Origin of the sequence: Streptomyces graminofaciens (assembly GCF_030294945.1) — a bacterium.
In the GTDB taxonomy this organism is placed as follows: domain Bacteria; phylum Actinomycetota; class Actinomycetes; order Streptomycetales; family Streptomycetaceae; genus Streptomyces; species Streptomyces graminofaciens.
Genome location: NZ_AP018448.1, coordinates 5,857,595 through 5,871,720, shown reverse-complemented (window position 1 = coordinate 5,871,720; position 14,126 = coordinate 5,857,595). Strand labels below are relative to the sequence as shown.

12 protein-coding genes are annotated in these 14,126 nt (G+C 70.5%); 8 read left to right on the top strand and 4 right to left on the bottom strand.

Annotated features, from left to right (window positions below; genetic code table 11):
• Positions 1 to 129: 129 nt before the first annotated feature.
• Positions 130 to 498: a peptidoglycan-binding domain-containing protein gene (locus SGFS_RS25095; RefSeq protein ID WP_286253624.1), complete on the top strand. Its 369-nt coding sequence runs from the start codon at positions 130 to 132 to the stop codon at positions 496 to 498.
• A 55-nt stretch (positions 499 to 553) separates the two neighbouring features.
• Here the strand turns inward: SGFS_RS25095 and SGFS_RS25090 are convergent, their stop codons facing one another.
• Both SGFS_RS25090 and SGFS_RS25085 read right to left on the bottom strand, forming a co-directional pair.
• On the bottom strand, positions 554 to 1,303 hold the full coding sequence (locus SGFS_RS25090; protein WP_286253622.1) for a hypothetical protein: 750 nt from the start codon (positions 1,301 to 1,303) through the stop codon (positions 554 to 556).
• A 157-nt stretch (positions 1,304 to 1,460) separates the two neighbouring features.
• Entirely contained in the window at positions 1,461 to 3,203 is a 1,743-nt protein-coding gene (locus tag SGFS_RS25085; protein ID WP_286253621.1) for a dolichyl-phosphate-mannose--protein mannosyltransferase, read from the bottom strand.
• 85 nt (positions 3,204 to 3,288) lie between these two features.
• Here SGFS_RS25085 and rsmI point away from each other — a divergent pair, with 85 nt between their 5' ends.
• From rsmI to SGFS_RS25050, 7 genes are all read left to right on the top strand, one after another.
• Entirely contained in the window at positions 3,289 to 4,137 is an 849-nt protein-coding gene (gene rsmI / locus SGFS_RS25080) for a 16S rRNA (cytidine(1402)-2'-O)-methyltransferase (RefSeq protein ID WP_286253619.1), read from the top strand.
• 285 nt (positions 4,138 to 4,422) lie between these two features.
• Complete coding sequence (locus SGFS_RS25075; RefSeq protein ID WP_286253618.1) at positions 4,423 to 4,839, top strand: hypothetical protein; 417 nt, start codon at positions 4,423 to 4,425, stop codon at positions 4,837 to 4,839.
• Between the two features lie 47 nt (positions 4,840 to 4,886).
• On the top strand, positions 4,887 to 5,786 hold the full coding sequence (locus SGFS_RS25070; protein ID WP_286253617.1) for a TatD family hydrolase: 900 nt from the start codon (positions 4,887 to 4,889) through the stop codon (positions 5,784 to 5,786).
• A gap of 159 nt (positions 5,787 to 5,945) precedes the next feature.
• Positions 5,946 to 7,298 (top strand): resuscitation-promoting factor, encoded by a 1,353-nt coding sequence (locus SGFS_RS25065; RefSeq protein WP_286253616.1) that lies wholly within the window; start codon positions 5,946 to 5,948, stop codon positions 7,296 to 7,298.
• Positions 7,299 to 7,538: 240 nt separating this feature from the next.
• On the top strand, positions 7,539 to 8,492 hold the full coding sequence (gene rsmA / locus SGFS_RS25060) for a 16S rRNA (adenine(1518)-N(6)/adenine(1519)-N(6))-dimethyltransferase RsmA (protein ID WP_286253615.1): 954 nt from the start codon (positions 7,539 to 7,541) through the stop codon (positions 8,490 to 8,492).
• Entirely contained in the window at positions 8,489 to 9,391 is a 903-nt protein-coding gene (locus SGFS_RS25055) for a 4-(cytidine 5'-diphospho)-2-C-methyl-D-erythritol kinase (protein ID WP_286253613.1), read from the top strand. Before rsmA ends, SGFS_RS25055 begins: the two co-directional genes overlap by 4 nt.
• Positions 9,392 to 9,474: 83 nt before the next feature.
• Positions 9,475 to 10,818 carry an acyltransferase family protein gene (locus SGFS_RS25050; RefSeq protein WP_286253612.1) on the top strand — a complete coding sequence of 448 codons (1,344 nt, stop codon included), beginning with the start codon at positions 9,475 to 9,477 and terminating at the stop codon, positions 10,816 to 10,818.
• A gap of 761 nt (positions 10,819 to 11,579) precedes the next feature.
• Here the strand turns inward: SGFS_RS25050 and SGFS_RS25045 are convergent.
• Positions 11,580 to 12,419 carry a GAF domain-containing protein gene (locus SGFS_RS25045; RefSeq protein ID WP_350284091.1) on the bottom strand — a complete coding sequence of 280 codons (840 nt, stop codon included), beginning with the start codon at positions 12,417 to 12,419 and terminating at the stop codon, positions 11,580 to 11,582.
• 232 nt (positions 12,420 to 12,651) lie between these two features.
• Positions 12,652 to 14,007 carry a GH25 family lysozyme gene (locus tag SGFS_RS25040; RefSeq protein ID WP_286253609.1) on the bottom strand — a complete coding sequence of 452 codons (1,356 nt, stop codon included), beginning with the start codon at positions 14,005 to 14,007 and terminating at the stop codon, positions 12,652 to 12,654.
• Positions 14,008 to 14,126 lie beyond the last annotated feature (119 nt).

Sequence of the window (14,126 nt, the reverse complement as noted above, 5' to 3'; positions counted from 1 at the left end):
CGGGTGTTCGCTGTGTGTTCCCCGATTGTTAGATCAGCATGGGGCGACCGGGTCGGGATGCGACCTGTGTGGCCGAAGCGCACGGTGGTACCAAAGGTGCGTTTTTGGGAGGTGATGATTATGCGACGCTTGTTCACCAGTGCGACCTTGGTCGCCTCGCTCGTCCTGGTGGGAGGCGTGGGAGGCGTGGGAGGCACGGCCGCCGCGGCGCCCCAGGGCCCCGTCACACACGGCAGCCGGGACATCTGCAACTTCACCATCAGCCGGCCGACCCTCAAACTCGGCTCCTCGGGCCCCGCCGTCCGGCAGGCCCAGTGCTACCTGAACCACTCCCTGACGGGCCCCGACCTCACCCTGGACGGCGTCTTCGGCCCGGTCACCGACGCGGCCACGAAACGCTTCCAGGCCTGCGCGGGCATAGTCCGCGACGGTGTCGTCGGCGCCCAGACCTGGTCCTTCCTCGTCTTCTGGGCCAACTCGACGGCGTTCGCGTGCTGATGCCCGGCTGTCGCCAGGGATCGCCCGGCCCGGGCCGGTCACCGCGCTGCCGCGGTCACGACTTCTCCTTCTTCGCCGGAGGGTAGGGGCAGTTCCAAACACCGGTGCTCTGGACTCGGATGGACTCGATCGGCTTGGTGCCGGGCAAGGTCTCCTTGAAGCCCGGAGCGTCGCCCAGCAAGTTCTGCAGCACTGTGTCCGAGGATCGCGGCAGCAGGAAGACGTGGATCCAGAAGTACGTGCCCTTGTGCTTCTGCCCTTCCCCCACACCGAACACCGGGGTGTGCCACGTGGCCTGCCCCTTGGTCTGAACCACCCGCTGCAGGTTGTAGAGGTTCGCCGGGTCGGCCTCGCCGTCGATGTCGAAGTTGTTGGCCACCCATAGCTGGTATCCCTTGGGCATCTTGCCGACGCCGGACACGGCGATGCATGCCTTGATCTTCTCGGTGTCCGGTCCGGGGACGGTGTCTCCGACCTTCGTGACGTCGATGCCCTTCGTGGGGTCGCCGCTGGGCTTCGCGTCCGCCTGTGTGGGCTTGGGGCCGGGCCAGACGAGGACGGCGACGACGCCGGTCAACGCCGCCAGCAGACCGATGACGAGTCGGTGCAGCAGCGTGGAGTGCGAGGCGGGGGACAGCCATCGCCAGGCTCCGAGGGCGAGGGCTCCGCCGATCACGAGGGCGCCCGCTGTTCCGAACCAGTCGGGGAGGGTCGCGTAGTGGTCCGCGACCAAGGCTCCGGCGCCGAGTACGACCCCGGTGACGCTGGCGATCGCGTTGATCTTGTCAGCTGTTGATGTGCTCACACGTGAGTCTTAGCGTTCGCTGTGGGGTGTTCACACAGCTTGTGCGTGGCTGTGGCGCGCGTGTGACGTTTTCACTACTGATCATCTTTTGGCGGTCGGCCGGGGCGGCCAAGGAGGACCCGGCCGGATGCCAGGCCCCCTTGGTGTGACCGCCCGGCTAGACCCACGTATCCAGCCACATCCGCGACCGCCACGAGTCGATCGGGATCGGCTGGCCCGTGTACAGCGGCCAGAAGTAGATGAAGTTCCAGGCGATCAGGAGGACCAGGACGCCCGCGCCCGCCGCTCCCGCCACTCGGCGGCGTTCCGTCGCGCCGGGTGGGCCCAGGATGGCGCCGATCATCATCGTGACCGCCAGGCAGAGGAAGGGGAGGAAGACGACGGCGTAGAAGTAGAAGATCGTGCGTTCCTGGTACATGAACCAGGGGAGGTAGCCGGCCGCGACGCCGCAGGCGATGGCGCCGGCGCGCCAGTCGCGGCGGAAGAACCAGCGCCACAGGACGTAGAGGATCGCGAAGGCCGCCGCCCACCACAGCAGCGGAGTGCCGAGGGCGAGGACCTCGCGGGCGCACTTGTCGGCCGTGCCGGTCGGGCAGCCGTCCTTGCCGGGCGCCGGGGCCTCGTAGAAGAACGAGACCGGGCGGCCCATGACGATCCAGCTCCACGGGTTCGACTGGTAGTTGTGCGGGGACGACAGGCCCACGTGGAACTGGTAGACCTCGTACTCGTAGTGCCACAGGCTGCGCAGCCAGTCGGGCAGCCAGGTGAAGCTGCCGCCCTTGCCGTCGGTCGCCGCCCAGTTGCGGAAGTAGCCGCCCGTGCCGTCGTCCGGGGAGAGGATCCAGCCGGTCCAGGAGACCAGGTAGGTCGTGATCACCACGGGGACCGTGGAGAGGAACGCGAGGCCCAGATCGCGCTGGAGCGTCGCGATCAGCGGCTGGCGGGCACCGGCGATCTTGCGCGCCGAGTAGTCCCACAGGACCGTCATGATGCCGAAGAACACCAGGAAGTACAGGGCGTTCCACTTGGTGCCGAAGGCCAGGCCCAGACAGAGGCCAGCCAGCCAGCGGTACGGGCGCCAGCCGAGGCGTGCCGTCTCGGCGATCAGGGAGTTGGGGCGTACGACTCCGTCCGCGTCCACGGGCAGCGCCGCCGCCAGCCGTTCCCTCGCCTTGTCGCGGTCGATCAGCAGACAGCCGAACGCGGCGAGCACGAAGAACATCAGCACCTGGTCCAGCAGCGCCGTGCGGCTCATCACGAAGTGCAGGCCGTCCAGCGTCATCAGCAGGCCGGCCACACAGCCGAGGAACGTCGAGCGGAAGAGCCGGGCGCCGATCAGGCAGAGCATCCACACCGACAGCACACCGAGAAGGGCCGTCATGAAGCGCCAGCCGATCGGGTCGAAGCCGAACATCAGCTCGCCCAGCCCGATGACGTACTTGCCGACCGGCGGGTGGACCACATACGCCGCGTCCGTCGGGATCGGCACGTCCCCGTTGTTCTGGAGGATCAGCTGGTTGGCGTTCTTGGCCCAGTTGACCTCGTACCCGCGGTGGACGATCGCCCACGCGTCCTTGGCGTAGTACGTCTCGTCGAATATCACCGCCTTCGGGCTGCCCAGGTTCCAGAACCGCGTCAGCGCCGCGACGATCGTGACCAGGACGGGGCCCGCCCAGGACGCCCAGTGGCTGATCGCGCGGCCGGAGATCTCCGGACTCAGGCCGAACATCGCCCAGACACGTGAGCTGGGCAGGGCGTACGGCGGCACCAGGCGGTCGCGGACATCGCTTCTCGGCGGCGCCGTGTAACCGAATCGGCGCAGCCGCTGCTGCCACGACGGCCGCTGCTCTTCGGGGGCCTGGCCCTGCCGGGTGTCCGTGGAGGACGCGGTACTCGTCACCGCGCCATCGTAGGGAACAGCGCTGTGGGAGTCCCGTGCATGGGCTTTGTGGGGGACAGATGGGCACCCCTGGGAGGATGGGGGCGTGACAGGAACCCTTGTGTTGGCAGGCACCCCCATCGGCGACGTCGCGGACGCCCCGCCCCGGCTCACGCAGGAGCTGGCGGCCGCGGACGTGATCGCCGCCGAGGACACCCGGCGGCTGCGCCGGCTCACCCAGGCGCTGGGCGTCCAGCCGGGCGGGCGGGTGGTGTCGTACTTCGAGGGCAACGAGGCGGCGCGTACGCCGGAGCTGGTCGAGGCGCTGGTGGAGGGGGCGCGGGTGCTGCTGGTGACCGACGCCGGGATGCCGTCGGTGTCCGACCCCGGGTACCGGCTGGTGGCCGCGGCCGTGGAGAAGGACATCCGGGTCACGGCGGTTCCCGGACCCTCTGCCGTGCTGACGGCTCTGGCTCTGTCCGGGCTGCCCGTCGACCGGTTCTGTTTCGAGGGGTTCCTGCCGCGCAAGGCGGGGGAGCGGCTGTCGCGGCTGCGGGAGGTCTCCGACGAGCGGCGGACTCTTGTGTACTTCGAGGCTCCGCATCGGCTCGACGACACGCTCGCGGCGATGGCAGAGGTCTTCGGCCGTGAGCGGCGGGCCGCGGTGTGCCGGGAGCTGACCAAGACCTATGAGGAGGTCAAGCGGGGGGCTCTCGCGGAGTTGGCCGAGTGGGCCGCTGAGGGCGTGCGGGGCGAGATCACCGTCGTCGTGGAGGGCGCCCCCGAGCGGGGTCCTCAGGAACTCGACGCGGAGGAGTTGGTGCGGCGGGTTCGGGTGCGGGAGGAAGCGGGGGAGCGGCGTAAAGAGGCGATTGCTGCGGTGGCTGTTGAGGCGGGGGTGCCGAAGAGGCAAGTTTTTGATGCTGTGGTCGCTTCTAAACACTCTGCGTCGTAGGGGTTGTGCGGCGTTTTCGCGTGCGGTTTGTTTGTGGTTGCTCGCGCAGTTCCCCGCACTCCTAAAGGGGTGCTCATCTGCGCCTATTGCCGCTCAATGCGCCCCATGGCGTGGTAAAGCAAAACCGAGAAAGGCAAAGGCCGGACCTCGTATATGAGGGCTTCCCACAAGGGAATTCCAAATCGGCTTCAACAGTCGGCAGGTCGCGTGCGCTCGCCTCCCGAGAGGCGTCCACTGGGTGATGAGGGCGCAGTCGTCCTCGTCCAGCGGACAAGAGGAGCTGGGATGACCGAGATCGCAGAGCGGGCCGTACTCCGGGAAACCGCCACCGCCGTCGTCCACGAGTCGTATTCCTTCGCCTGCATGCGCTGCGGGCACGGCTGGGAGCAGTCGTACGAGATAGAGCACCACAACGACGCCCAGGGGCGCGACTTCGTGATGTACGTGGCCGAGGGCCATGTCGTGCCGTCCCCGCTTTCCCGGCCGACCTGCGAGAACTGCGACGGCCATGTCGTGCGCATCATGCGGGCGGGACAGGTGTCGCATGTGCGTGAGGCCGCCGCCCGGCCGCGCCCCGTACCCAAGCCGCGCGTGGCCGGGACCGAGGCCGGTGCCGAGACCGACACGGCCCAGGTGCCCAAGGAGCACCACCACTGGCACCTGTCCGACCTCCTCCACCCGTTCCACCGCAAGGCGAGCTGAGCACCTCCGCCGGTCGTGACGGCATGCCCCGTTCGTAGGATCGGGGCATGCCTTCGAACGACCAGAGCGGTAAGAGCGCCACCGACAAGAACGCCGCGCCCCCGCCGCCCGAACCCCTCCGCGTGCCCGTCGCCGACTCGCACACCCACCTCGACATGCAGTCCGGCACGGTGGCGGAGGGGCTCGCCAAAGCGGCCTCCGTCGGGGTGGCGACGGTTGTGCAGGTCGGCTGCGACCTCAAGGGCTCCCGGTGGGCCGCCGAGACGGCCGCCGCGTACGACGCCGTCCACGCGACCGTCGCGCTGCACCCCAACGAGGCCCCGCGCATCGTGCACGGCGACCCGGACGGCTGGTCCCGGCAGGGCGCGCGCGAGCCGGGCGGCGACGCCGCGCTGGACGAGGCCCTCGCCGAGATCGACCGGCTGGCCGCGCTGCCGCAGGTCAAGGGCGTCGGCGAGACCGGGCTCGACTACTTCCGTACGGGGCCCGAGGGCAAGGCCGCCCAGGAGCGGTCCTTCCGCGCGCACATCGAGATCGCCAAGCGGCACGGCAAGGCGCTGGTCATCCACGACCGTGACGCCCACGAGGACGTGCTGAGGGTGCTGGAGGAGGAGGGCGCCCCCGAGCGGACGGTCTTCCACTGCTACTCCGGGGACGCGGAGATGGCCAAGGTGTGCGCGGCGAACGGGTACTTCATGTCCTTCGCCGGCAACGTCACCTTCAAGAACGCCCAGCATCTGCGGGACGCGCTCGCCGTGGCCCCGCTCGAACTCGTGCTCGTCGAGACCGACGCGCCGTTCCTGACGCCGGCGCCGTACCGCGGACGGCCCAACGCCCCCTATCTCATTCCGGTCACGGTCCGCGCGATGGCGGCCGTACGGGGCCTCGACGAAGACGCGCTGGCGACGGCGATCGCGGCGAACACGGCGAGGGCGTTCGATTACTGAGGGGTCACGGCCGGGTCGTCTCCACTGCGCCGTTCGAGGGGCGCAAAAAGATGATCAGTGGCCCGTGTCGCGACACAGGGTGACCACGTTGCTTGGGAGGGTGACGACCGTCCGCTAGGTTCACGTCGCCCGACCCGGATCCCCCTGGAGCGTGTCGTCGTGAGCAACGTGCAGTCTTCGCAGTACGAGGCTTTTGGCCCCGATGTGCAGCAGGTCTACGGCGGGGAGGAACCGCACAGGAGTCCGCACAGCGCCGAGACGCTGCCCTACGGGGTGACGACCGGGGCGTCCAGAGGCCACGAGGGCACGTACGAGGACACGTACCGGCCCGCCTACGAGAGCGCCGTCCTCCCCGAGCAGAACGGCAGAGGTGGTGGCCGCCGGGCGGCCGGGCGGCGCAGACGGGCCGCCGCCGAGCGGCCCACCGCCCTGCGACGGCTGGTGCCGCAGGCCCTGGTCGTGGCGTTCCTCGCGGGCGGGACCTCCGCGTTCGTGGCGAAGGACAAGGCGATCGAGCTGATCGTCGACGGCAGGCCGCGCACGCTGCACACCTTCGCCGACGACGTGAGCGAACTCCTCGCCGACGAGGGCGTTGCCTTCGGCGCCCATGACGTCGTGGCACCCGCCCCCGGCACCGCCCTCGCCAGCGGCGACGAGGTCGCCGTCCGCTACGGCCGTCCCGTGTACCTCACCCTCGACGGCCATCGGCGCCAGGTGTGGACGACGGCCGGGACGGTGGACGGGGCGCTGCACCAGCTCGGGGTGCGTGCGGAGGGCGCGTATGTGTCGACCTCCCGCTCCCGGCGGATCGGGCGGGACGGGCTGGAGCTGGACGTCCGTACCGAGCGGACCGTCACGGTCATGGCGGACGGGCGGGCGCGGACGATCCGGACGAACGCGGCGACCGTGGGTGAGGCCGTGGAGCAGGCCGGGGTCACCCTGCGTGGGCAGGACACGACCTCCGTGGACCGGGCGGGCTTTCCCCGGGACGGGCAGACGGTGACCGTGCTGCGGGTGGTCGGATCGCGCGAGGTGCTGGAGGAGCCGATTCCGTTCGAGGTGCGGCGGGAGGACGATCCCTCGCTGTTCAAGGGCACGGAGGTCGTGGAGCAGGCCGGGCGGAACGGGGTGCGGAGGATCACGTACGCGCTGCGGACCGTCAACGGGGTGAAGCAGAAGCCGCGGCGCATCCGGACCGAGGTGGTGCGGGAGCCTCGGGAGCAGGTGGTGAAGGTGGGGACGAAGGCGATGCCGACGTCGGTGGCCGGGGCGGACGGGTTGAACTGGTCGGGGCTGGCTGCCTGCGAGTCGGGGGGCCGGGCGAACGCGACGGATCCCTCCGGGACGTACGGCGGGCTCTACCAGTTCGACACCCAGACCTGGCAGAGCCTCGGCGGGAGGGGGCGGCCCCAGGACGCGCCGGCCGCGGAACAGACGTTCCGCGCGAAGAAGCTGTATGCGCAGCGGGGGGCGAGCCCTTGGCCGCACTGCGGAAGGCGGCTGCACGACTGAGGGGCCTCGGGTGGGGGTGCCTACGAGGTGTGGGGTGCCTACGAGCTCGGGTGGCCTGGGGACGTCGGCGGGTGCGGGTTCGTCGTGGTTGCTCGCGCAGTTCCCCGCGCCCTTGAAAAGCGCGGGGCGCGGCCCCGGCTTCCAAGGGCGCGGGGAACTGCGCGACCAGGCCCCACCCACCCGCACTCGGCGACGCACCCGAGCCACCGGAGCTCTCCCCCGCCCCCGTACCCTGGTCCCGTGAGCAGCCCCTCCCCAAGCCCCTCCCCAAGCCCCTCCCCAAGCCCCTCCCCAAGCCCCTCCTCCGACGCCCTTCTGGGGCCCGCCGACGTCCGTGAACTCGCGGCAGCGCTCGGCGTGCGCCCCACCAAGCAGCGTGGCCAGAACTTCGTCATCGACGCGAACACGGTCAGGCGGATCGTACGGACCGCCGACGTTCGCCCGGACGACGTGGTCGTCGAGGTCGGCCCGGGGCTCGGCTCCCTCACCCTCGCCCTGCTGGAGGTGGCGGACAGGGTCACCGCCGTGGAGATCGACGACACCCTCGCCGCCGCCCTCCCGGCCACCATCGGCGCCCGTATGCCCGACCGCGCCGACCGCTTCGCCCTCGTGCACTCCGACGCCATGCACATCACGGAACTCCCCGGCCCGGCCCCGACCGCCCTCGTCGCCAACCTCCCGTACAACGTCGCCGTCCCCGTCCTCCTCCACATGCTCGACCACTTCCCGAGCATCGAGCGCACGCTGGTGATGGTCCAGGCGGAGGTCGCCGACCGGCTCGCCGCCGGACCCGGTTCGAAGGTGTACGGCGTGCCGTCGGTCAAGGCGAACTGGTACGCCGAGGTCAAGCGCGCCGGCGCCATCGGCCGCACCGTCTTCTGGCCCGCGCCCAACGTCGACAGCGGGCTCGTCTCGCTCGTGCGCCGTACCGAGCCGGTCAAGACCACCGCCACCAGGGCCGAGGTCTTCGCCGTCGTCGACGCCGCCTTCGCCCAGCGGCGCAAGACCCTGCGCGCCGCCCTCGCCGGGTGGGCGGGATCGGCGGCCGCCGCCGAGGCCGCCCTCGTCGCCGCGGGCGTCTCCCCGCAGGCCCGCGGCGAGGCCCTCACCGTCGAGGAGTTCGCCGCCATCGCCGAGGCGGTACCTTCTCGGGGGACATCCCCCGAACCCCCGAAGGAGCCCACCCGCTCGTGAGCGTCACCGTCCGCGTCCCCGCCAAGGTCAACGTCCAGCTCGCGGTCGGCGCCGCCCGCCCCGACGGCTTCCACGACCTGGCCAACGTCTTCCTCGCCGTGGGCCTGTACGACGAGGTCACCGCGACCCCGGCCGGGGAACTGACCGTCACCTGCGAGGGGCCGGGTGCGGGTCAGGTGCCCCTGGACCGGACGAACCTCGCCGCCCGGGCCGCGATCGCGCTGGCCGCGCGGCACGGGATCGAACCGGACGTCCATCTCCACATCGCCAAGGACATCCCCGTCGCCGGCGGCATGGCCGGCGGCAGCGCGGACGCGGCCGGCGCCCTGCTCGCCTGCGACGCGCTCTGGGGCACGGACGCCTCCCGCGAGGAACTCCTCGACATCTGCGCCGAGTTGGGCAGTGATGTGCCGTTCAGCCTGGTGGGCGGGGCCGCCCTCGGCACGGGACGGGGCGAGCAGCTCCGCGTGCTCGATGTCGGCGGGGAGTTCCACTGGGTCTTCGCCGTCGCCGACGGCGGGCTCTCCACGCCCGCGGTCTACCGGGAGTTCGACCGGCTCAACGCGCACACCGACGTGCCCGAGCCCGTCGCCTCCCAGCGACTCCTCGACGCCCTCGCCAAGGGGGACGTGGACGGCCTCGCGAGCCTCCTCCCGGACTCCAACGGGCTTCAGCCCGCCGCCCTCTCCCTGTTCCCCGAGCTCACCGACACCCTCGCCGCGGGCCGCGCCGCGGGTGCGCTCGCCGCGCTCGTCTCCGGGTCGGGGCCGACCACGGCCTTCCTGACCGGGGACGCGGAGTCGGCGCACACGGTCGCCGAGGGACTCCTCGCCTCCGGGACCTGCCGGGCGGCCCGCGTGGCCGCCTCACCCGCGCCGGGGGCGACCGTCGTCTCGTGAGGCCCGCGAACCCCGGGTACTCAGACATGGGTTGAGTACGTGCGCGCTGACGGCAGGCCCGCTGTCGGCGCGACCGTACTCCCATGACCGCAAGCGTGAGCGACCTCGCCGCCGCCACCCCGTCCACCCGTGACCGGTATGTCGACCTGCTCCGGGTCGCCTCCCTCGGCACCGTCGTCCTCGGCCACTGGCTGATGGCCGCCGTGACGACCGGCGGTGACGGAAAGGTCGAGGTGGGCAATCTCCTCGCCGTCGAGCCGGGGTTGCAGATCCTCACCTGGGCGCTGCAGATCATGCCGGTGTTCTTCTTCGTCGGCGGTTTCTCGCACGCCCTGTCGTATCGGTCGCTCAGCCGGAAGTCCGGCGACGGCCACGCCCTCTACCCGGCCTTCCTCCGCGCCCGGCTCCAGCGGCTGCTGCGGCCCACCATGGTGTTCATCGGGGTGTGGGGTGCCGCCGCACTGCTGCTGCAACTCCTCGGCGCGGGCGGCGGGTTGCTCGACGTGGCGCTGCGGCTCGTGGCGCAGCCGCTGTGGTTCATCGGGATCTATCTCGCGATGGTCGCCTTCACTCCGCCGCTGCTCAGGCTGCACGAAAGGTACGGGTGGGGCGCGTTCGGCGGGCTCGTCGCGGCGGCCGCCGCCGTCGATCTCCTCCGCTTCGCGCTCGATGTGCCCTTCGTGGAGTTCCTCAACTTCGCCTTCGTCTGGCTCGCGATCCATCAGCTCGGGTTCCTGCGTGCCGACGGGCGGTTGACCCGGCCGTACCTCCTCGCGGGGGCCGGGCTCGCGGGGGCCGCGCTGCTGGTGGCGTACGGGCCGTATCCGCTGTCGATGGTCGGGATGCCCGGCGAGAAGGTGTCGAACATGGCGCCGCCGACCTTCGCGCTGCTGTGCCACGGGATGTGGCTGGTCGGCGCGGTGGAGTGGGTGCGCGGGCCGGTCGCGCGATGGCTGGAGCGGCCCAAGGTGTGGCGGGCGGTCGTGGCGGCCAACGGTGTCTCGATGACGGCGTTTCTATGGCATCTTTCGGCCATGCTCGGGGTGTACGGCGTGCTGCTCGCCTTCGACATCCCGCTGCCGGTGCCCGCGTCGGCGGGCTGGTGGGTCCAACTGCCGCTGCGGATCGTGTGCGCGGCCGTGCTCACCGCCGTACTCGTGGCCGCCTTCCGGGGGTTCGAACGGCCTGCCGCGCATCGGCGTCCGGCCAGTTCAGCGGCGCATTCGGGGCCTGCAGCCGCTCTCGGTGTCACCCTCTGCCTGTTCGGTGTGCTCGGGCTGTCGATGGTCGGTTTCGGCGGGCTGCTGGAGGGGCGTACGGCTCTGCTGATCGCCGTGCGGGTGACCGCGCCGGCGGCCGTGGCGATGACGCTCGTGGGGTGGCTGCTGGTCGAACGGGCCGGGCGCGCGGGGCGGTCGAGGGTGTGAAAGCGCGTCCCGCTTTCGCCCCGCGTTCGGGCGACGCGCATCTCGTGCATGTCCGGGTACGCGGGGGCGGGGTCCCTCACGCCGCCGGGTTTCCGGTCGGGCCTGGGCGGTCCGTTGCTTGTGGGCCCGCGCGTCGAATTGCGGCCCTCACCCGACGGAGGCGTCGCCGCAGCCGTCCGCCGAGTAGAGGGCGTGGCTTGATCGGCGGGACCGTCAGCCGGTCGTGCCGCTACCGCGAGGGTCTGGCCCGGGGTCCGGGCCCGGTTCTGGATCTGGCCTCGGTTCTGGGTCCGGCTCCGGTTCTGGGTCCGGCTCCGGCTCTGGTTCTGGCTCCGGTTCTGGGTCCGGCTCCGGGTCCGGCTCCGGTTCTGGGTCCGGCTCGTGTTCTGGCTCGTCGTCCTGGGGCTCCGGGCGGAGCAGCTGCCATGAGTAGTGAAGGGCCAGGACGAGGGCCGGGAGCATGAGGGCCGCCGGTGCGAGGCTCCACCATCCCAACCCCATGGTGGACAGGATGATGGTCACGACGCCGAACGCGAGCGAGGCGACGGCGGTGACGCTCAGATGCGACAGAATCCGCTCGCGCGGCCGGGCCAGGTCGGCCTCCACGTGGCGGCGTGCCTCAGTGAGGGCGGCACGGTACGCATCCTCGTGTGCCCTCAGCAGAGCCCAGTCACTGTCGCTGACGCGCGGCATCGACCGGGGCATGGGAGGTTCACCGGATCGCCCGCGTGACCAGGGCAGTCGCGCCATCGAAAGCCTCCCTACCCCAGCGCGTAGGACGCCGCGAGAATGTTGGCCAGCGACTCCATGAGTGGGACGTGGTGATCGATGAAGTCCGAGTAGCTGGGTGCGTCGACCGAGAGTATGCCTATCTCCTTGGTCCCATGGATGACGGGAACGGCGATGACCGCCTTGTATCCCGTACCTGCGGGGACCAAGTAGGAGTGGTCCACCTGGATGCCGTCGATCCGGAAGGTCTTGCCGCCTCCGCCCAGGATTTCGTTCTTCATGTGCGCCGCGCCGGTAGGGTCGATGGTCGTCCGAGGAGTCCGGTACCCGGGAAACGTGCCCTCCAGTGTGAAACCACCCGTCGTGGCGTCATACAGATAGAAGCTGCACCGGGCCCGAGGGATGAAGCTCGGGCCCACCGGCGGAGCGGTGAGGGTGACTGCCCCGGCCAGGACCTGATCAAGGATTTCCTTACGCCTCTGCCGGAGGTCGGAGGCTGTCTGGGAAGGTACGGAGGAAGGCAGCGGGGCTGCGGTCGCGTAGAGCTCGGTCAGCTCTTTGAGCGTGTCGCTCAGTGGGCGAAGCCTTGTGGAGTACAGCTGAGTCATGTCCGCCTCTGCCCGGATGGCGCGATCCTCGGCCCGCTCCTTGCCCTTCTCCACCAGGCGTTTCTCGAAGTGCGTGATGAGGACGACGCCGAAGGCGGAGATGCCGGCTATGAAAGCCCAATCCTTCTTGTCGCTTCCTGTGGCCCCATCCGCCCACACGGAGACGACGGCAACGGCCACACCGAGGGCTGCGGAGAAAAGGAGGAAAAGATACTGAATGCCTCGCTTGGCCAACCATTGCTTCATTCGTGCCTGCAACTCCACGATCGTCAAGGGTCTGCGCTGCAGAATCCCACAGTCCCTGTACGAGTGCCCGGAGTTGACTCCTGGAACTGCCTGCCGACAACATCTCCAGCGCACCGACGACGCCTCTGTCGGCGTAGCCCGGCGCGGCTGCCGAGAACCCGGCGTCCACGGTATGACTGAGGCCCGTCCGCTACAGCGCGGACGGGCCATCACGGCGATGGCGCCGGGCGCCGTTTCCCCGAAAGGCGGGCTATCGGTTGGCCAGCCGGTCGAGGTCCTCCTGGGTGCCGTTGAAGACGTCCGCGGTGACCGGGGCCTTGATGCCGTCGAAGAGCGCGGAGGCGGTGTACTGCCACATCAGCCAGGTGCTCGAGCCGTTCGGCAGCGGGGGCGCGGTGATCGACGTACGGTAATCGGCCAACTGGAGCGGATACGCGGCCAACGCGGGGGTCGACCCCATGCAGGCGTCCAGGAACGACTTCTGGGTGTAGATGATCGGTTTCCGGCCGAACGCCGCCTCCACCTTGTCCAGCCAGGCCGTCACATCGCCGACCGTGGCGTAGGGCGGACAACTGGCGGTGCCGTCGTCCGTGCGCTCCAGGTCGAAGACCGGCGGCAGATCACCGGGGCGCTGCCCGGTGTAACCGGTCGCGCGCACGGCCTCGATGAACCGGTCGGCCTGGGCGGCACCCGTGTCCGGGGCCGTGCCGGTGTAGAAGTGGTACGGCGCGACGGCGAGGCCCGCCGCCCTGGCGCCGTCCAGGTCGCTCGCGAGGTACTCGTCGGTGACATTCAGGCCACGGGTGGCCTTGACGGTCGCGAACTCGACGCCGGCGTCGCGCAGGGAGTTCCAGTCGATCGGGGCGCCGCCGGGGTGCTGGTACTTGGCGGTGTCCACGCCGTCGATGGCGTAGCCCGCCGGGCGGGGCGGCTCGCAGTACGTGTTCCGGCTCGACCAGTCGACGAGTTTCGCCCACGTGTTGGGCCCGATGATGCCGTCCGCGGTCAGGTTGGCGCACAGCTGGAACTCGACGACCCGGTTCTCGGTGCCGCCGCCGAAGTCACCGTCGATCTGCAGCGGCGGGTAGTGCCCGGGCTCCATCGCCAGGTTCAGGCGGCACTGCGCCTCCTTGACGTCGACGCCGTTCGCGCCCCGGCGCAGGGTCGGACGCGCGCTGGAGTGCCCGCACACCGACGCGTTCGGGGTCTCCGCGACCCCCTCGGACACACAGGGCTCGGGGTGGGCCGCCCGGCGGTTCAGGGCGGCCCAGGTCTGCACACCCATGATCCCGTCGACGGGGAGCCCCGCACACCGCTGGAAGTCCACGACCCGTCTCCCGGTGGCCTGCCCGAAGGAGCCGTCCACCTGGCCCGGTGTGTACTTGCCCGGCTTGGTCGCCAGGTTGAACTGACACTGGGCCTCACGCACCGCCGGGCCGGTGGATCCCTGCACCAGCGCCGGCTGCGAGGCGCTGTGGCCGCAGACGGCGACCCCGGCCACGGCCGCGGCGTCGCTCCCGGCCGCGTCGGCCGTCGCCGTGCCCAGCAGCATCAGAGCCAGCGTGCCGGTGAGGGCGAGTCCCTGTCGTAGTGTCCTGCGTCTCATCGATCTCTCCCAGGTTGTCTCATTGCTCTCTTCCCTGCCTGCCGTGACACACGACGCTGCTGCCAAACCTCCTTGCCCGTAAGGCCACTTGTGGCACATTGATGGCGACGGAACGCCGA